The sequence below is a fragment of the Microbispora sp. ATCC PTA-5024 genome, assembly GCF_000511135.2.
GTDB lineage: Bacteria > Actinomycetota > Actinomycetes > Streptosporangiales > Streptosporangiaceae > Microbispora > Microbispora corallina.
Genome location: NZ_KI866523.1, coordinates 573,694 through 591,702, shown reverse-complemented (window position 1 = coordinate 591,702; position 18,009 = coordinate 573,694). Strand labels below are relative to the sequence as shown.

Annotated in this window: 17 protein-coding genes and 1 pseudogene; 7 read left to right on the top strand and 11 right to left on the bottom strand. The window is 72.2% G+C overall.

Annotated features, from left to right (window positions below):
* Window positions 1–27: 27 nt before the first annotated feature.
* The 3 genes from MPTA5024_RS15185 to MPTA5024_RS15175 are packed head-to-tail and all read left to right on the top strand — an operon-like array spanning window position 28 to window position 3,438.
* On the top strand, window positions 28–726 hold the full coding sequence (locus tag MPTA5024_RS15185; RefSeq protein ID WP_036324687.1) for a hypothetical protein: 699 nt from the start codon (window positions 28–30) through the stop codon (window positions 724–726).
* A complete protein-coding gene (locus MPTA5024_RS43510; RefSeq protein ID WP_036324686.1) occupies window positions 723–2,750 on the top strand; it encodes a sensor histidine kinase in 2,028 nt (675 codons plus the stop codon). Before MPTA5024_RS15185 ends, MPTA5024_RS43510 begins: the two co-directional genes overlap by 4 nt.
* Window position 2,751: 1 nt before the next feature.
* On the top strand, window positions 2,752–3,438 hold the full coding sequence (locus MPTA5024_RS15175; protein WP_232326475.1) for a response regulator: 687 nt from the start codon (window positions 2,752–2,754) through the stop codon (window positions 3,436–3,438).
* Window positions 3,439–3,464: 26 nt separating this feature from the next.
* Here the strand turns inward: MPTA5024_RS15175 and MPTA5024_RS15170 are convergent, their stop codons facing one another.
* The 9 genes and pseudogenes from MPTA5024_RS15170 to MPTA5024_RS15135 all read right to left on the bottom strand — a co-directional run bounded on the left by MPTA5024_RS15170 (window position 3,465) and on the right by MPTA5024_RS15135 (window position 10,654).
* Window positions 3,465–3,851 (bottom strand): SCO5389 family protein, encoded by a 387-nt coding sequence (locus MPTA5024_RS15170; RefSeq protein ID WP_036324685.1) that lies wholly within the window; start codon window positions 3,849–3,851, stop codon window positions 3,465–3,467.
* Window positions 3,852–4,060: 209 nt separating this feature from the next.
* On the bottom strand, window positions 4,061–4,993 hold the full coding sequence (locus MPTA5024_RS15165) for an ATP-binding protein (protein ID WP_036324684.1): 933 nt from the start codon (window positions 4,991–4,993) through the stop codon (window positions 4,061–4,063).
* Between the two features lie 111 nt (window positions 4,994–5,104).
* The gene (locus tag MPTA5024_RS15160; protein ID WP_051458205.1) at window positions 5,105–6,583 is read right to left on the bottom strand and encodes a serine/threonine-protein kinase; all 1,479 of its coding nucleotides are present in this window, start codon (window positions 6,581–6,583) and stop codon (window positions 5,105–5,107) included.
* Window positions 6,584–6,636: 53 nt separating this feature from the next.
* On the bottom strand, window positions 6,637–7,029 hold the full coding sequence (locus tag MPTA5024_RS15155) for an RrF2 family transcriptional regulator (protein WP_036324683.1): 393 nt from the start codon (window positions 7,027–7,029) through the stop codon (window positions 6,637–6,639).
* Window positions 7,030–7,032: 3 nt separating this feature from the next.
* Window positions 7,033–7,311, bottom strand: coding sequence for a TOBE-like domain-containing protein (locus tag MPTA5024_RS44635; protein WP_425560034.1), 279 nt, complete (start codon window positions 7,309–7,311; stop codon window positions 7,033–7,035).
* Between the two features lie 36 nt (window positions 7,312–7,347).
* Window positions 7,348–7,998, bottom strand: a pseudogene (locus MPTA5024_RS15150) (sulfate/molybdate ABC transporter ATP-binding protein); the annotation flags it as partial.
* A 5-nt stretch (window positions 7,999–8,003) separates the two neighbouring features.
* Entirely contained in the window at window positions 8,004–8,786 is a 783-nt protein-coding gene (locus tag MPTA5024_RS15145; protein WP_036324681.1) for a sulfate ABC transporter permease subunit, read from the bottom strand.
* The gene (gene cysT, locus MPTA5024_RS15140) at window positions 8,779–9,636 is read right to left on the bottom strand and encodes a sulfate ABC transporter permease subunit CysT (RefSeq protein WP_036324680.1); all 858 of its coding nucleotides are present in this window, start codon (window positions 9,634–9,636) and stop codon (window positions 8,779–8,781) included. Before cysT ends, MPTA5024_RS15145 begins: the two co-directional genes overlap by 8 nt.
* Window positions 9,637–9,646: 10 nt before the next feature.
* Complete coding sequence (locus MPTA5024_RS15135; RefSeq protein ID WP_036324679.1) at window positions 9,647–10,654, bottom strand: sulfate ABC transporter substrate-binding protein; 1,008 nt, start codon at window positions 10,652–10,654, stop codon at window positions 9,647–9,649.
* Window positions 10,655–10,882: 228 nt separating this feature from the next.
* On the opposite strand from MPTA5024_RS15135, the gene MPTA5024_RS15130 reads away from it, so the two are divergent.
* A complete protein-coding gene (locus MPTA5024_RS15130) occupies window positions 10,883–11,875 on the top strand; it encodes a hypothetical protein (protein WP_036324678.1) in 993 nt (330 codons plus the stop codon).
* A gap of 81 nt (window positions 11,876–11,956) precedes the next feature.
* Here the strand turns inward: MPTA5024_RS15130 and MPTA5024_RS15125 are convergent, their stop codons facing one another.
* Window positions 11,957–13,369: an LCP family protein gene (locus MPTA5024_RS15125; protein WP_084369716.1), complete on the bottom strand. Its 1,413-nt coding sequence runs from the start codon at window positions 13,367–13,369 to the stop codon at window positions 11,957–11,959.
* Between the two features lie 186 nt (window positions 13,370–13,555).
* Here MPTA5024_RS15125 and MPTA5024_RS15120 point away from each other — a divergent pair, with 186 nt between their 5' ends.
* Both MPTA5024_RS15120 and MPTA5024_RS15115 read left to right on the top strand, forming a co-directional pair.
* Entirely contained in the window at window positions 13,556–14,056 is a 501-nt protein-coding gene (locus MPTA5024_RS15120) for a hypothetical protein (RefSeq protein WP_051458204.1), read from the top strand.
* A gap of 232 nt (window positions 14,057–14,288) precedes the next feature.
* The gene (locus MPTA5024_RS15115) at window positions 14,289–14,855 is read left to right on the top strand and encodes a hypothetical protein (protein WP_198167165.1); all 567 of its coding nucleotides are present in this window, start codon (window positions 14,289–14,291) and stop codon (window positions 14,853–14,855) included.
* Between the two features lie 39 nt (window positions 14,856–14,894).
* Here MPTA5024_RS15115 and MPTA5024_RS15110 read toward each other — a convergent pair whose 3' ends face one another.
* Window positions 14,895–15,908, bottom strand: coding sequence for a LacI family DNA-binding transcriptional regulator (locus tag MPTA5024_RS15110; RefSeq protein WP_036324677.1), 1,014 nt, complete (start codon window positions 15,906–15,908; stop codon window positions 14,895–14,897).
* Window positions 15,909–16,210: 302 nt separating this feature from the next.
* Between MPTA5024_RS15110 and MPTA5024_RS15105 the strand changes: the two genes are divergently transcribed.
* On the top strand, window positions 16,211–17,965 hold the full coding sequence (locus MPTA5024_RS15105) for an ABC transporter substrate-binding protein (protein ID WP_036324676.1): 1,755 nt from the start codon (window positions 16,211–16,213) through the stop codon (window positions 17,963–17,965).
* Window positions 17,966–18,009: the final 44 nt, after the last annotated feature.

The window sequence follows — 18,009 nt, the reverse complement described above, 5'->3', positions numbered from 1 at the left end:
ATCACGGCCGTCGCGAACGGAGCCACCATGACATCTCTCGACAGTCTCGTCCGAACGAACTCACCCGCCGCCACCTGGAGCGGCGCCGCCCGCGTCGCCGGCGCGACGACCCTGGCCCTGTCCGGGCTGCTGTGGGCCGCCGCCGACGTCGTGGAGCCGGATCTCGACGGCGCGGCCTCGTCGGCCTGGACCGCCGCCCACCCCGGCCCGGCAGGGATCGCCCTCACGGCCGACATGCTCGCCACACCCTGCCTGCTCGGCGCGACCGCCGTCTGGTTGCTGCTGTCCCGCCGCCGGTCCCCGCGGCTCGCCTGGGCCGGGGCCGTGCTCCTGGTCCTCGGGCTCACGGGGCAGGCCATGATCGCCGGGGTGGAGATGGCCGGTCAGATGGTGGCCCGGAGCGGAAAGATCGACGCCACGGCGTTCGCGGCGGCGCTGGGCGACGGCCCCGACGGGTCGCTGCCCGGAACGGTCTTCACGGTGATGTTCTTCGCCGGGGCCTTCGTCGGTATCGTCGTGATGATGGCGGCCGTATGGCGCTCCCGCGCCCTCCCCCGGGCGGCCGCGGCACTGCTGGTCGCCTTCCAGTTGACGCAACTGGCGGACCCGCCGTTCCCGAGCACGCTGATCGCGGCCGCGGGACTGGTCTGGATGGCGGCGGCACTGCTGCGCACGCCCGTGGCGGACGATTCGGACGGCCGCGGCGGCGTGACGGAGCGGCCATGACCTCTATCGGCCCGGCGGCGGTCGCCGTCCCCGCGGACGCCGGCCGCCGGGCCGCCCGGTCCACCGTGGCCCTGGCCCTCGGCGTCGCCGCTGTGGTCGAGGCGCTGCTGTGGGCCGTCCTCGCGCGGGTGAACGGGCAGACGCCGGCGCGGCTTGTCGCGGCGAACGAGGTGACCGCGGCCGTCGTGGCCGTGTCCTTCGGCGTCGCCGGCGCCGTGGTCGTGCGGGGCCGGCCGGGCCACGCGCTCGGCTGGGTCCTCGTCGCGGAGGGTCAGTTCCAGGGTCTGTCCGTGCTCGGCGCGCAGTACGCGCAGCGGACTCCGCCACCGCCGCTCGCGGGGGTGGCCGCCTTCACCGGGGGCTACGTGTGGTTCCCCGGGATGCTGCTCGCGGCGGCGTTCATCACCCCGCTGTTCCCCGACGGGAGGGTCGCCTCGCGGCGGTGGCGTCCCCTGCTGTGGGCGGGGGGCGTCGCCGTCGCCTGCGGCACGGCCGCGATCGTGATGTCCGGCGCGCCGATGCGGGAGGAGTTCCCGCGGTGGAGCGATCCCCTCGCCCTGCCCCGGGCGGCGGAACCGGCCCTGGCGGCGGTGGGGGCGGCGTCGCTCGCCCTGGCGGCGGCGTGCGGCGTGGCGGGCGCGGCGGGACTGCTGCTGCGCATGCGACGGGCGGACGGGCCCGAGCGGCGCCGCATCGGCTGGTTCTTCGTCCCCTTCCTCGTCGGACTGCTGGCACAGCTCGTCCCGGACCACAACGGGCTGCTCCCCGCCGCGGCGTGGGGGTTCTTCCCCGTCGCCCTGGGCGTCGCGACGATCCGGCACGGGCTGTTCGAGGCCGACCGCCTGCTCGGCCGCACCCTGGTGTACGTCGCGCTGACCGTCCTTGTCGCCGGGGTCTTCGGGCTGTTCGTCGGCCTCGCCTCGACCATGGTCGGTGGCGGGGGCACCGGAGCCGTGGCCGCCGCGGTGGTGATCGCCCTCGGACTCTCGCCCGCCAGGGCGCTCGTCCAGCGGACCGTCGACCGACTCCTCTACGGGCGCAGCCGCGACCCCTACACCGCGATCACGGATCTGGGGCGCCGGCTCTCGGGCGCCATCGCGCCCGACGAGGTGCTGCCGATCATCGTCCGGACGGTGGCGACCGGTCTGCGCCTGCCGTACGCGGCGGTGACCCTCGATGGGGAGGACGTCCCCGCGTCCCGGTACGGCGAGCCGCCCGCCGATCTCGTCGACCTGCGGCTCCGGCACGCGGGCGAGGACGTGGGACGCCTCACGATCGGGCTGCGCGAGGGCCGGCGGGGGCTCGATCCGGCCGACGAGCGTCTCTTGCACGACTTCGCCCGGCACGCGGGCGCCGCGGCCGACGGCGTCCGGCTCACGCGTGACCTGAGGCGTTCCCGCGACCGGGTACTGGCGGCCCGGGAGGAGGAGCGGCACCGCATCCGCAGGGACCTGCACGACGGCCTCGGCCCCACGCTGGCCGGCGTGGCTCTGGGCCTGGGCGCGGCACGCCGGGCCGTCGGCGACTCGGGACCGGCCGACCTGCTCGGACGTCTGGAGTCCGAGGTGCTGGGCGGCCTCGACGAGGTCCGCCGCCTCGTCGCCGACCTCCGTCCGGAGGGGCTCGCGGACCTCGGCCTCGTCGCGGCCCTGCGACGTCACGCCGACACGTTGTCGGCCCGGACGGGCGGCGCGCTGACGATCACCGTCACGGCGCCCGGCGACCTGCCCCCGCTCGTCCCGGCGGTCGAGCTCGCGGCCTACCGGATCGCGCTGGAGGCGCTGACCAATGTGGCACGGCACGCGGACGCCCGCGTGTGCGAGGTCGGACTGGCGGCCGAGGCCGGCATGCTCAGGCTGGCCGTACGGGACGACGGGACCGGAGTCGAGCCGGGGCGGACGGGACGGGGCCTCGGGCTGCGGTCGATGGCGGAGCGGGCGGCCGAGCTCGGCGGCACGTGCGAGGTCGGCCCGGCCGCCGGCGGCGGCACACTGGTCCTCGCGACACTGCGGCTGGAGGGATGAGGTGGCGGACAGGGAGCCGATCAGGGTGCTCATCGCCGATGACCATCCCATGTTCAGGTACGGCCTGCGGGCGGCCCTCGCCGACGTGGACGGGCTGGTCGTCGTGGGGGAGGCCGCGGACGGCCGGGCCGCCGTCGAGCTCGCCGCCGACCTGGGCGTGGACGTGGTGCTGCTGGACCTCGACATGCCGGGCATGAACGGCGTCGAGGCGATCGGGGAACTGCGCCGGCGGCTTCCCGAGGTGGCGGTGCTGGTGCTCACGATGTTCGACAACGACGAGTCGCTGTTCACGGCGATGCGCGCGGGAGCCCGGGGCTACCTGGTGAAGGGCGCGGAGCAGGAGCACATCGTCCGGGCGGTCAGGACCGTCCACCTCGGAGAGGTGATCTTCGGTGCCGGTGTCGCCGAGCGGGCCCTCGCCTACTTCGCCGCCGCCCCCGCCGGAGGCCGGGCCGCCCGGCCCCTGCCCGAGCTCACCGACCGGGAGGTCGAGGTGCTGCGGCTGGTGGCCGACGGGCTGAACAACACCGAGATCGCCCGCCGTCTCGTTCTCAGCGAGAAGACCGTGCGCAACCACGTCTCCAGCATCTTCGCGAAGTTGCGGGTCGACGATCGGGCGCAGGCCATTGTCAGGGCACGGCGGGTGGGACTCGGCTCCGCCGAGCCGGGACGCCCGGGGGCGGTGTGAACCGGGCCACCGCCCCCCGGCGCCGGTCAGCAGTCGACGAGGTCGGGTCTCTGGTTCAGGATCTGGGCGCGTGGCGTCACGAACTCGGCGTGGGCGGCCGCGGCGGACGGGTGGAACACCGCCACCCGGTGGCAGTTCTGGAACGCCAGCCGTACGCCGAAGTGCCGTTCCAGGGCGCCGCGCATGGCGTCGCTCGCCAGGCACCGCAGGAGCTGGCCGCGGGCGGCCTCGTCTGTAGGGGGCACCTGGTTGTCGGCGAACTCGGCTCCCGTGCGGCCGCGCCGCTCGACGAGCTCACTGATGACGGCCCAGGCGTACGGCAGCGAGTCGCGGACGCAGGCGACGAACGCCTCGTCGTCGACCTCGCCTCCACGGGCCTGGCCGAGCAGTTCGGCGGGGACGGTCAGTGACATGGGTTCTCCTCTCCGAGGACGGACATGACGGTGCTTCCGAGGGGGACCGCCTCCATCTGATGCGGAGGCGACGTCGGTGGGCGCCGGTGGCACAGCGGCGGCGTCGTCGCGAACGGGCGCGGCGTCACGGCGGCGGCTCAGCGGCGGCGGCTCAGCGGCGGCGGCTCAGCGGCGGCGGCTCAGCGGCGGCGTCGCGCGTCGGCGCGGCGTCAGGGCGCGGCGACCGCGGGGCCGTACACGAAGCCGGGGTCGATCTGGGCGGTCAGGTCCTCGCCGGCGGCGCGGTTGGCCCACGTCAGGGCGTTCCTGCGGTGGAACTCGGCCGCCTGCCTGCCGAACCTCTCCCAGTCCTTCGGCTGGCGGTCGAGGCGGTCGAGCAGCGCGCCGAGAGCGCGGAGGTTGGCGGGCTCGAGGTCGCCCAGCGCGAACGGCCGCCCCTGCTCCAGCGCGCGGACGGCCGGGGAGTGCTCGAACCACGTCAGCAGGGCGTCGCCGACGTGCTCGCGCAGGAAGTCGACGTCCCCGGGCGACTGGACCTTGTTGCCGACCACGGCGATCGCCACGTCGAAGTCGGCCGCGTAGTCGCGGTACTGCCGGTAGACCCCGACGCCCTGCCGGGTCGGCTCGGCCACGAGGTAGGTGAGGTCGAACCGGGTGAACAGGCCGGAGGCGAACGAGTCGGCGCCCGCCGTCATGTCCACCACGACGTACTCACCGGGCCCGTCGACCAGGTGGTTGAGGAACAACTCGACCGCGCCGACCTTCGAGTGGTAGCAGGCGACCCCGAGGTCCTCCTCGCCGAACGGGCCGGTCACCATCAGGGACACGCCCGCCACCCGGCAGGACGGGAAGAACGGGTCGCCGAGCCTGACCAGCCGGGAGCCGCGGCCGGGCGGGGTCGTCTTGACCATCGACGCCGCGTCGCGGATCAGCGGGTTGTCCCCCCGCAGATAGTCCTTGATCTCGGTCAGCATGCCGCCGAGCGGGCGCGGGGTCTCGGCCGCGCCCAGCGCGAGGCCGAGGTGCTGGTTGATGTCGGCGTCGATCGCGACCACCGGACCGCGCCGCGCCGCGTAGCGCGCGAACAGCGCCGACAGCGTCGTCTTCCCGCTCCCGCCCTTGCCGACGAAGGCCACCCGCACGAGAGTCTCCTCTGTTCTAGTCATGAAAACCGTTATCACTGCCATCAGGAAGCATGGCACAGCGCGGCCCCCGCCGGGGTCCGGACGCGGCGGGGGAAGTGGAAAGGATTGTCAGGCGGGCGGCTGGAACATCTGGAACGCCTTGACGAGCGTGGGACGCAGCCGGTCCCAGTCGGCCGCCGTGGTCGTCCAGGTGAGCACGCTCGTCGTCGTGGGCGTGGAGATCACCCGGCGGTACTGGTGGTAGGCGGCGCCCTTGCCGAGGTGGTCGGGGGCCGACGCCTTCCGCTGGGTCCAGGAGAACTCCCAGTCGGCGGCCGGGCCGTACGGCGTGGTGGTGGACCTGAGCCGCAGCTTCCGGTAGCCCTTCACCGTCGGGTAGAGGATCGCCTCGGCCTCGTGGAGCGCTCCCAGGGGATCGGTGCCGCTCTGGGCCGTCACCTCAACGGTGAGCTGGGCCGCTCCACGCGGGTCGAGCCAGCGGACGGCGTAGTCGCCGTCCTCGCGGGTCCAGCCCTTCGGCACGGCGGCCCGCCAGCCCGCCTGCGCCGCGTACCACTTCAGCTTCAGCCGGCGCGCGGCGCTGGGGGACGGCGAGGGCGACGGCGCCGCCGGGGTGACGGCGGCGGTCGCGGCGAGCGGCTGCTCCGGGACGGCGGACGCGCCGGAATGCGGCCGCAGCATGGCCCAGCCGCCTGCTCCGCCCGCGACCAGCGCCGCCAAGGCGATGCCCGCGAGCAGGCGAGTCCGGCTCTCCCGGACGCGCGGCGCCGGTGGCGCGGGCGGCGGCTCCAGGGCCGCGAGGGCGCGGTTGGCCTCCTCCGGGTCGAGTCTTTTGCGCGGGTCCCGGGCCAGCAGGCCGGACACGACCGGCCGGAGCGCCTCGGGGACCTCCTCCTGCGCGCGGGCGCCGGGAGGCCGCCCGGTGAGGGCGAAATGGAGGGTGGCGCCGAGCGACCACAGGTCGGCCGGGGCGGTGAGCGGGCCGCCGTCGGCCCGCTCCGGCGCGAGGAACGCCGCCACGCCGCGCGTCGCGCTGACCGGCTCGCCGTGGGCCGGCGACCGCTGCGCCGAGGTCCGGGCGAAGGCGGGGTCGGCGGCCAGCGCCGCGACGCCGAAGTCGGCGAGCAGCACCCGTCCGTCGTGCGCGATCAGGACGTTGGACGGCCGGACGTCGCCGTGCCGTACGCCGTGGGCGTGGGCGTGGGTGAGCGCGGCGAGCGCCTTGCGGGCGATCGGCGCCGCCGCCTCGGGCGTGAGCGGCCCGTCGCTCGCCACGAGCCCGTCGAGCGAGCGGGAGCGGACCAGTTCCATCACCACGTAGGGGACGCCGTCCTCCTCCGCCACGTCGTACACCGCGGCGACGTGGGGGTGGCGCAGCCGCTCGGCGTGCCGGGCCTCGCGGGCGACGCGCTGGGCGAGCTGGAGCCGGCGGGTCTCGGTCAGCCCGTCGGGCAGCAGCACCTCCCGGACGGCGACCGGACGGTCGAGCAGCGTGTCGTAGCCCTCCCAGACGATGCCCGTCCCGCCGTGACCGAGGGCGCGCACCAGCTGGTACCGCTTGACGATGAGCTGCCCAGCAGTCCCCATCCCGCCCTGCCTCTACGCCTGGCACATTTCACTGATTGCGGAGTCTTCCACAACTAAAGGGGCGGAAGGGAACCACTGGCGATATGCGCCAGGGTGATCTCCGTGAGCGTCGCGTGCTCGTACTCGCGCAGCGCGCTCCAGACGTTGGCCAGGGGCCCGGCGACGCCGGGGAACCGCTCGCTGTCCTGGGAGACGCCCTCCACCACCACGATCACGTCGGCGAGGGTGATCTCCGTGGCCGGCCGGGCCAGCCAGTAGCCGCCGTCCGGGCCGCGCTGGCTGTGGATCAGGCCGGCGCGGCGCAGCTGAAGCAGGATGTTGTCGAGGAATCGGCGGGGGATGTCCTGGGCCACCGCGATCTTCTCGGCGGGGACCGGTCCCGGCGGCGCCGCCGCGAGTTCGGCGGCGGCGCGCAGGGCGTACTGCGTCCGGGCGGATAGCCGCATCTGTCACACGGCGCTGAGAGCCAGGGATCGGGCGCCGGGGGCGGGCCTGACGACGACGGCGTCCCCCGGTTCGAGCCCGAGGCGGTCGGCGAACTCCCGGGTCACCTGGACCCAGGCCTCCTGGCCGCCGACCTCGACCTCCACCCGCACCTCGAAGCCGAGCCGTACGACGCGGGAGACGGTCGCGGGGGTGCCGCCCTCGATCGGGTCGACGCTGATCTCGATGTCGTGCGGGCGGACGAGGCTGCCGCCGATCTCGGTGACCGGGCCGAGGAAGCGCATCACGAACGGGTTGGCGGGGTTGTCGTACACGTCGGCCGGGCTGCCGACCTGCACCACCTCGCCGTTCGCCAGGACCACGATCGTGTCGGCGACCTCGATCGCCTCCTCCTGGTCGTGGGTGACGAAGACGGTCGTGACGTGCACCTCGTCGTGCAGGCGGCGCAACCAGGTGCGCAGCTCCTTGCGGACCTGCGCGTCGAGGGCGCCGAACGGCTCGTCGAGCAGCAGCACCTCGGGCTCCACGGCGAGCGCCCGGGCCAGGGCCATCCGCTGGCGCTGGCCCCCGGACAGCTGTGAGGGGTAGCGGTCGGCCATCTTCTCCAGGTGGACGAGCTCCAGCAGCTCCATGACCCGCTTGCGGATCTCGTCCTTGGGCCGCTTGCGGATCTCCAGCCCGAACGCCACGTTGCGGAAGACCGAGAGGTGCTTGAAGGCGGCGTAGTGCTGGAAGACGAAGCCGACGTTGCGCCGCTGCGGCGACAGCCGGGTCGCGTCCACGCCGGAGATGCGGACGGTGCCGGTGTCGGGCTGCTCCAGCCCGGCGATGACCCGCAGCAGCGTGGACTTGCCGCCGCCGCTCGGGCCGAGCAGTGCCGTCAGCGACCCGGACGCGACGTCGACGGACACCTCGCGCAGGACGGGCGTCGCCCCGAACGACTTGTTCACGTCTCGTACTTCGATGGCCATGGGCGTCAATCCTTCGGGCGCAGGAGCTTGGTGAGCAGCAGGGTGACCACCGCGATGAGCGCGAGGGCGGTCGCCGCGGCGAACGCGGCCGGCTGGTCGAAGTTCTGGAAGCGCTCCTCGACGAACAGTGTGAGCGTCTGGGTCTGGTCCACCAGGCGGCCGGAGACGACCGCGACCGCGCCGTACTCGCCGAGGGAGCGCGCCAGGCAGAGCACCACGCCGTAGCCGAGGGCCCAGCGGATGCCGGGGAGGGTGATGCGCAGGAACGCCTGGAACCGGCTCGCGCCCAGCGTGTGCGCGGCCTGCTCCTGCTCGTCGCCCAGCTCCTCCAGCACCGGCACGACGGCCCGCACCACCAGCGGCAGCGACACGAACACCGTGGCCAGCACCATTCCCGGCGTGGAGAAGATCACCTGGATGCCCCAGCTCTCCAGCAGCCCGCCGACCGGGGCGAACCGGCCGTACACGAGGATGAGCGCGAGCCCGACGACCACCGGCGAGACGGCCATCGGCAGGTCGATGAACGCGTTGAGCAGCCTCTTCCCGGGGAACGAGTGCCGGACGAGCAGGATCGACACCCCGATCCCGAACAGGGTGTTGGCCACCACGGCCCAGACGGCCACGGTGAGCGTGACCTGGAACGCGTGCAGGGCCGACGGCGAGGTCAGCGCCTCGGCGAACGGCCCGAACCCGTCCCCGAACGTCCGCCAGACGATCAGCGCGACCGGCAGCACGAGCAGGAACAGCAGATAGACGAGGGCGAGCGCGCGCAGAGCGTACTTAGCCACGGCGGTTCCCCCAGCGTTGCAGGAGATCGAGCGAGATCAGCGCGACCAGGGCCACCACGAGCAGCACGGTCGAGATCGCGGCCGCGCCCGTGGTGTTGTCCCCCTCGATCTGGCTGAAGATGTTCACCGCCGCGACCTGGGTCTTGAAGGGGAGGTTCCCCGAGATCAGGACCGTCGAGCCGAACTCGGCGATCGACCGGGTGAACGCGAGCGCGGTGCCGGACAGCATCGCGGGCACCAGGTTGGGCAGGATGATCCGCCGGAAGATCTGGAACGGCCCTGCGCCGAGGGAGGCCGCCGCCTGCTCCATGTCCGCGTCGAGTTCGAGCAGCACCGGCTGGACCGTCCGCACGACGAACGGCAGCGTGACGAACAGCAGCGCGAGCATCACGCCCGCCCTGCTGTACGCGAGGTTGATCCCGAGGGGGCTCTCCGGGCCGTACAACGCGAGCAGCACGAGGCCGGCCACGATCGTCGGCAGTGCGAACGGCAGGTCGATGACGGTGTCGACGACGGCCTTGCCCGGGAAGCGGTCGCGGACCAGCACCCAGGCGATGAGCGTGCCCATGACGAGGTTGACCAGCGCGACGATCACCGAGGCGCCGATGGTCAGCGTGAGCGCCGCCCAGGCGTCGGGGGTGGTGACCGCGCGCCAGAAGTAGCCGGGGCCGTGGTCGGCGGAGCGCCAGACCACCAGGGCCAGCGGGATCAGCACGATCAGGCTCAGGTAGAGCACCGCGGCGCCCAGGCCGGTCGCGGTGCCCCCGGAGAGGCGCGAGCGCGGCCGCGCCCCCGCGCCGGGCGTGGAGCCGGGCGCGGGGGCGGGCCGGAGTGCGGTGTCGGTGGTCATCTGCCGGAGGTCACTTCTCCGTCGCCACTCCGAGCTTGCGCTCGATGTCCGCGACCTTGCCCGTCGGGTCGAACAGGTTCTTGGTCACCGCGTCCCAGCCGCCGAGGTCCCGGATCGTGAAAAGCTGCGGGGGAGTGGGGAAGTCGAACCCGCTGATCCCGTCGACGACCGGGCGGTAGCCGTTCTTGGCGAAGATCGTCTGGGCCTCGGTGGAGTAGAGGTACTTGAGGAAGGCCGCGGCCTCCTTCGGGTGGGCGCTGTTCTTCGTGACTGCCACCGGGTTCTCGATGAGGATCGTCGAGTCGGGGACCGTGTAGTCGATCTCCTGGTGGTTCTGCTGGGCGAAGATCGCCTCGTTCTCGTACGTGAGGATCGCGTCGCCCTTGCCGCCGGTGAAGGTCTGGAGCGACTTGCGGCCGCTGTCGTCCTGGACGGGCACGTTCTTGAGGAGGGCGTCGAGCCAGGAGAGTCCGGCCGCCTCGTCGGCGCCCTTGTTCGACTTGGCGCCCCACCCGGCCAGCAGGTTCCACCGGGCGCCGCCGGAGGTGAACGGGTTGGGGGTGATCACCTCGACGCCCGGCTTGACCAGGTCGTCCCAGGTCTTGATGTTCTTCGGGTTGCCCTTCCGGGTGCCGATGACGACGACCGACTTGGTCAGGATGCCCTGGGTCGGGCCCGAGTTCCAGTCGGGGGCGACGAGGCCGGCCTTGACGAGCCGGGTGATGTCGGTCTCCAGGGAGAACTCGACGATGTCGGCCTTGAGGCCGGACGCCACGGCCCGGCTCTGGTCGCCGGACGCGCCGAACGACTGGGTGAACGTGATGTTCTTGCCCTCCGGCGTCTTCTGGAACGCCGCGATGATGTCCTTGTACGCGGCCTGCGGAGTCGAATAGGCGACGAGCGCCAGCTGGACCTTGCCGTCCCCCCCGGCAGAGCCGTTCCCTCCCCCGCAGGCGGTGACCAGGGCGGTGGTGGCCACGGCGGCGGCCGCGATTCCCCTGAGCCTGCGCACTCTCATGCCCGTCTCCTTGTATTCCTACTTAATCAGTCGGGTTCGTCGTTATTAAAGGCCCTTCCGGCATTCCCGTCAAGTTGAGTGGGTTTTTGTTATCGGGCTGTTCCTCGGACGCCCGGTGTGCGTTCCCGTACAACTGAGCCTCTAGTGATTGTTGTGAAATTTCCAGACATCGGCTGTCGGAGAGTGCTATTAACGATCGCTAGCGATGACGCGAGAGGAAGGACCTCCATGCTCGACCCCGAGGACCCTCGCGAGGAGACCGGCCCGCTCGTCCGGCCGTACATCCCCGTGGGGGGCCGGTACGGCTCCGAGGCCGACAGGTTCTGGTCGGAGGAGCTGGACGACGCGGCCGTGAGCAGGAGGGCCGCCGACCACGCCCCCCGCGGCGGCGACCTGCTCTCCGAGGACTGGACCCCGGACGACGCGGGCGGCCACGACGACGGTCCCGGCCGCCGCCCGGACGACCGCGCCCGCCTCGACGACGCCGGCCCCCGCGACCTCGACGACGACCTCGACCGCGACGACGACGCGGACGGGGCTCCGCAGGACGCCTCGTACGAGGACGACTCCTACGAGTCCTACGAGTCCTACGAGGACGACGGCGGCCCGGCGACCGACCAGGACGTGATGCGGCCGGCCTGGCACGACCGCGAGGACGGCGGCTCCAGCGGCGGCTTCCTCGGCGCGGGCTGGCGCAACAGCCCGGACGACCCCGAGGAGGTGGAGGAGACGCGCCGGCGGGGCGTGCTGGTGCGGGCCGGTGTGGCCGCCGTCGCGGTGCTGGGCGTCATCTGGGCCCTCACGGCCTGGGTCGGCCAGCCGTCCGCCTCCTCCTGCCCGTCGGGACCGGGCTGCACGGCTGAGGCGCCGGCGCCGCCCGTCGCGTCCCCCTCGCCCGTCGAGTCCGGGCCGAGCGCGGAACCCGGCCCGACGGAGCCGGTCGCCGCCGACCCGGACGTGACGCCCTCCGCGCCGCCGAAGGCCAGTCCGCAGGCGCCCCGCCCGCGGACGACGGCGCCCACGAGCCGGGCGAGCGCCACCCACCGGGCGACCACGTCGCCCACCCACGTCCCGACCTCGCAGCCGCCGGTGTCGGCCGAGGAGCCGACGGAGCCGACGCCGGATCCGGTCACCTCGGCGCCTGCGCAGCCGACGTCGGCCCCCGCCCCCACGCAGGACCCGCCGAAGCACAACGGCGGCCTGTTCGGCTGGCTGTTCTAGGACCCGGAGCCCGGGTCCGCGGGCAGCGGACCCGGGCCGCGCCGGACGCCGATCGGCGCCCGGCGAACGGCGCCGTTCCGGTCAGGAGGCCGTGCAGCTGTCCTGGGTGGCGTCGAAGCCCTCCACGTCGTCGAGCGACTTCGGCGGCTTCAGGCCGTTCCAGTCCGCCCCCACCACCAGGACGAGCGACTGGGTCTGCGCGGCCTTGACCTGGAACGTGGTGGATCTCTTCAGCTCGCGGAACAGCCGCGCCGCCCGGCTCTCGCCGTTCGGGCCGTACTTGATCACGGACTTCGCGTACTGCTTGGGCGCCGGCTCGACCTTCACGATGTGGTAGCCGCGCTGCTCCAGCTCGGCCGCCACCTGGGTGCCGAGCCCCTGGGTGCCGGTGCCGTTCTGGACGACGATGTGGATCTGCGACTTCGGGATCTTCTGCTCGCCGCTCTTGACGTTCTTGCTGATCTCGTCGGCGGCGACCATCTTGAACAGCCGGTCCGCCTGCGGCTCCACCCACTCGACCCGGCCGGGGTTGGCGACCGAGTAGCGCCACGGCGTGGTGACGAACCGGATCTGGCCGGCGGTGAGGCCCTTGGCGCTCATGGCCAGGTCCTTCATCACGCCGAGCGTGAGGTCGGGGTCCGTGGTGATCGACTTGGTGACCGCGTCGAGGAAGCCGAACAGCGCCGAGGGGTTGGTCAGCGTCTGCCCGCTCATCGCCTTCTTGGCCATCGAGGCGAGGAACATCTGCTGCCGCTGGATGCGCCCGATGTCGGAGCCGTCGCCGATGCTGTACCGGACCCGGACGTACCCGAGGGCCTGCTCGCCCATGAGGAGCTGCTTGCCCGCCTTCAGGTGGAGGAGGGCCTTCTTGTCGTCGATGGGCTCGGGGATGCACACCGGGACGCCGCCGAGGGCGTTCACCATGGCCTTGAAGCCGGTGAAGTCGACCTTGACGAAGTGGTCGATGTGGATGCCGGTCAGCCCCTCGATCGTCCGCCAGGTGCAGGCGATGCCGCCGAAGTTGAACGACTCGTTGATCATGCCGACGTGCGCCCGCTGACCCGGAAGGGCCTGGCTCTTCTTCGCGGGGCAGCCCGGGAGCTGGACGAGCGAGTCGCGCGGGAAGCTGATCAGCACGGCGCCGTCCCGCTTCGGGGAGATGTGCGCGAGGATGATCGTGTCGGTCCGCTCGCCGGGGACCTTGCCGTACCTGGCGTTCGCGCCGTCGCGCTGATCGGAGCCGACGATCAGGACGTTCAGCGCCTTGCTGATCTTCGCCGGCCGGGTGCCGAGTTCCGACGTCGTCACCGTCTCGTGGCGGACGTTGCCGCTGAGCTTCACGTAGCCGCCGACCGCCGAGCCGGCGGCGGCCACGACGACCCCTAACGCGCCCGACAGGGCGACCCACAGCCATGCCCGCCACTTGGGCGCGGTGCGAGGCGGCGCCGGGAGGTCCTCCGCGGGAGGCGCGGGACGGACGTCGACGTGACCCACTGTCGTGCTCCTGAGGTCGGACCGGGGTCTCACCCCAGGTCAGTAGCCAGTAGCGGCAAATCGGGCCAAGTGTAGCGATCCCCCCTGAATGCCAGCTTTCAAACTTCTCGTAAAGCGCTCTGCAAGTGGGGATCAAGGCCGCCCGCTATCTCTGAGACGTACGAAAAACGTGAAAGGTTGTGAAACATGCCGCGCAACGCGCTCGTCGTCGCCGCCGGAGCCGGGCTGGCCCTGCTGATCGCCGGAATCTACGGGATGAGCTCCCTCGTGACGATGGGGTGGGGACTGCCCGCCTTCCTGGCCGGGATGTTCGTCCTGGTGTCCAGCACGATCATCCTGAGCATGCGGCTCGTGAACGGCTCCGGCCCGTCCACCGGGATGCTGGGCCAGATGAAGAGCTTCCTCGGCACGGGGAACCAGGAGCTCGTCGGCGCCGGCGTCCCGGCCTCGGCCGTGATCACCGGCATGCGGGACACCGGCACCGCCGTCAACGACCAGGTCGTGGTCGCCTTCGACCTCCTGGTGCAGCCGCAGGGCGGGCAGCCGTACCCGGTGAGCCACCGGCAGATCCTGCCGCGCCTGCTGATGGGCGGCGTGCTGCCCGGCCGCACGGTCCGCGTCTGGTCGGACCCCGCCAACCCCGCGCGGATCGTCATCGACTGGTCCGTCCTTCCCGCACAGCCCTGACCTGGGCGGGAACCGGCGGCCGGAGGGTCTCCGGCGGGGCGATCGCGCCTTGACAGCCAGACAGGCGTGGGCGATGCTGACGGTCGGCGTCGATCCACCGCCCAACCTCCTTCGGCCCTCCCGGCGGGGCCGCTCGGTGGAGGCAAAGGGGAAGTCGTTTCCTCGGATCGCTGGTCATCCGCCCGCCACGGGCTCCTCGCCGGGGACGGGTTCCGTGGTGCCGAGGGGCCTGATGACAGCCGACAAGCACTTCAAGCGCCGCGTCCGCGAGCGCGCCCGCCGCACGGGCGAGTCCTACACCGCTGCCCTCAGGCACCTTCGGCGCAGTGACGCCGAGGAGCACGGCATGGAATGGCAGCGCATCGAGAGGACCGACTTCGGCTACGCCGTCCACGTCCCGCAGGGGTGGGACGAACGGCCGCCGAACCTGAGGAACAGCCCCTGGGAGACCGCCAGGTACGGGGACAGGAACGACCGCAGGCACGGGCTGATCGTCTTTCGCCAGCCCGTGCGGCCGGGGCGCGAGGCGACCGAGATGGCGGAGATCGTCCGGTCCTCTCTCGAAGGACTCGGGTTCACCGGCTTCGGGATCGCCGAGACACGGGTCGCGGGGCTGCCCTCGGCCCTGCTCACCGGCGTCAAGGAGGACGCCGGACGGGTCATGGCCCTGCGGGAGTACATGGCGATCCGCGGCGGCGTGAGCTTCTGCCTCGGCTGCTGGACCACGGTGCCCGAGGAGGACGACCCGGTGTTCGCCGGCATGGCCGAGCGCTTCGAACTGCTCGGCGAACCGTCCTGAGCCGTCGGCGCGGCGGCGTCGCCCGACCCCAGCCGAGGGTCAGCCGGGCGGGGCGGTGCTGCCCCGCGCGGTGAGGCGGGGGGCCTCGTCCTCCAGGGGCGTGGTCTCCCCGCCGTCGATCAGCGCGAGCAGCCGCTGGGCCGCGTGCGCGCCGTACGCGGGGATGTCGCGGGTGAGGCCGGTCAGCGGCGGGCGGACGACCTGGCACAGCGGCGAGTCGTCCCAGGCCACGATCGACAGGTCGGCGGGCACGGTGAGCCGCATCTCCTGGGCCACCGACAGCCCCGCCACGGCCATGATGTCGTTGTCGTAGACGATCGCGGTCGGCCGGTCGGGCGAGCTGAGCAGCCGCCTCGTGGCCCGGGCGCCCTCCTCGCCCGTGTAGTCGGTGTGCACCGTCTGGTGCCGCTCGACGCCGAGCGAGGCGCAGACGTCGGCGAACGCGGTGTCCCTGATGGCGGTGTGGACGAGTCGCGGCAGGCCCGCCACGCGCGAGATCCGCCGGTGGCCGAGGGCGACCAGGTAGGCGACCGTCTCCCGGACGGAGGCCCCGTCGTCCGACCACACCGCGACGAGGGCTCCGGCGGCGGAGGGGTGCCCGATCACGACGACCGGCATGCCCATGGCCTCCATCTCCGGCACCCGGGGGTCCTCGACGTGCAGGTCGACCAGGATCGCGCCGTCCACGCGCCCCTCGCCCCACCAGCGGTGGTAGACCTCGGTCTCCGCCTCGTGGTCGGCCACCACCTGCAGCAGCAGCGCGTACGACCGGGAGGCGAGCTCGGCCTCGATGCCGCTGATCAGCTCCATGAAGAAGGGCTCCACGCCCAGGATCCGAGCGGGGCGGCACAGGGCGAGGCCCACCGCGTGCGCGCGCGCGCCGTTCAGCGCGCGGGCGGCGATGTTCGGCCGCCACCCGATCTCCTGGGCGATGGCGAGGATGCGGGCCCGGGTGGCCTCGCTCACCCCCGGCTGCCCGTTCAGGGCGTACGAGACCGCGCCCTTGGAGACGCCCGCCTGGCGCGCGATGTCCGCGATCGTGGGTCTTCTCACGTGTCCCCTCGACTGAACCGGTCCAGTAGGGCTGACATTACTACCGTTACTTTGCCGCGCCCGGAGGCTATTGACACCACAGACATTGGGATTTTACGGTCTCGGTACTTATCCGGTTCAGCGCGGCCCGGCCGGCGGAGACGAGGTGAGCGACACCGTACCGCCGTGCGATGTCCCGCCCCGCCGTACGGGGGCGGCGCCGGAACCGGTTCACAGGGGAGCCCGATCAGGGCTCCCATCCATCATCGGGGCTGGCAGGAGTGCGGTCCCCGCGCGCGCCGCGTGGGGGAAGGAGAGTCACCATGCGAGACCGACCACGGTTTCTGATCCCGCTGCTGGCGGCCGGCCTGCTGACGGCCTGCTCCGGAGGCGGGACGACGCCCTCGCAGGCTTCGAACCCGGGCGGCGCGGCGGCCTTGCCGGGAGCGGGCGGCGGGGCCTTCCCCCGCAGCCAGACGCTCTACACCAGCGGCACCCAGTGGGGCCCGCCCGCCAACTGGAACCCGCTGCGGGAGTGGGACTTCGCCACGGGCACCAAGGGCCTCGTCTACGAGACGCTCTTCATGTACGACCCGAACACCGACAAGTTCACGCCCTGGCTGGCGGAGAGCGGCGACTGGACCGGCGCCAAGGAGTACACGCTCAAGCTGCGGCCCGGCGTCACCTGGTCGGACGGGCAGCCGTTCACGGCGGACGACGTGGTGTTCACCTTCGAGCTCGGCAAGATGGAGACGGTGCCCTACCACCCCCTGTGGAGCTGGCTGAAGAGCGTCGAGAAGGTGGACGACCTCACGGTCAGGTTCACCTTCTCCAAGACCAACTACCAGGAGTGGGCCAACCACCTGTACAGCCGGGCGATCCTGCCCGCGCACATCTGGCAGGGGCGGACCGAGGACGAGGTCATGAACGGGGCCAACGAGAAGCCGATCGGCACCGGGCCCTACGTGTACCAGTCCCACGACCAGGACCGCATGGTCTGGGTGAAGCGCGACGGCTGGTGGGCGACCAAGGCCCTCGGCAAGGACGTGAAGCCCAAGTACATCGTCGACATCGTGAACTCCAGCAACGAGGTCGCGATGGGCATGTTGCTGCAGAAGGGCCTCGACCTCAGCGGCAACTTCCTGCCCGGCATCCCCAACCTGGTCAAGGGCAACTTCGGGATCAAGACGTACTACGACCAGCCGCCGTACATGCTGCCGGCCAACACGACGTGGCTGTTGCTGAACACCACGAAGAAGCCGATGGACGACGTGAACTTCCGCAGGGCCGTCGCCGCCGCCGTCGACACCAAGAAGATCGTGGAGGGCGTCTACGGCAACCTCGTCAAGGCGGCAGGCCCGACGGGCCTGCTGCCCCAGTGGGACAAGTACGTCGACCAGAGCGTGGTCGCCCAGTACGGCTTCACCCACGACGTGGCGAAGGCGAAGAAGCTGCTGGCCGACGCGGGGTACAAGGACACGAACGGCGACGGGCTGGTCGAGTCGCCGACCGGGGCCAGGATCTCGCTCAAGCTCGTCGTGCCGGCCGGGTGGACCGACTGGATGGAGGCGGCCCGCGTCATCAGCGCGAGCGCCAAGGAGGCCGGGATCGACGTCCAGGCCGACTTCCCCGATTACAACGCCCTTGTGGACAACCGCAACGCCGGCAAGTTCGACATGGTCCTCAACAACGACCGGCAGCTGTCGAACACCCCCTGGATGTACTACGACTACGTCTTCCGCATGCCCGTCCAGAAGATGCAGACGGTCACCAACTTCGGCCGGTACGAGAACAAGCAGGCGTGGGACCTCACCCAGCAGCTCGACCAGGTCAAGCCGGGCGACATCGAGGGCATGAGGAAGATCACCTCACAGCTACAGAAGATCCAGCTGCAGGATCTGCCGGTGATCCCGCTCTGGTACAACGGCCTGTGGTCGCAGACCACCGACTCCGTGTGGAAGAACTGGCCGACGAGCGCGGCGGGCACGCCGAAGTACCCGCCGACGCTGTGGCGCAACTGGCTGGAGATGGGCGGCACGCTCATGCTGACCGAGCTCCAGCCGGTCTCCGGAGGCTGATCTTCTCGCGCCCCCCTTCGCGCGGCGGGAAGGGGGGCGCCCCT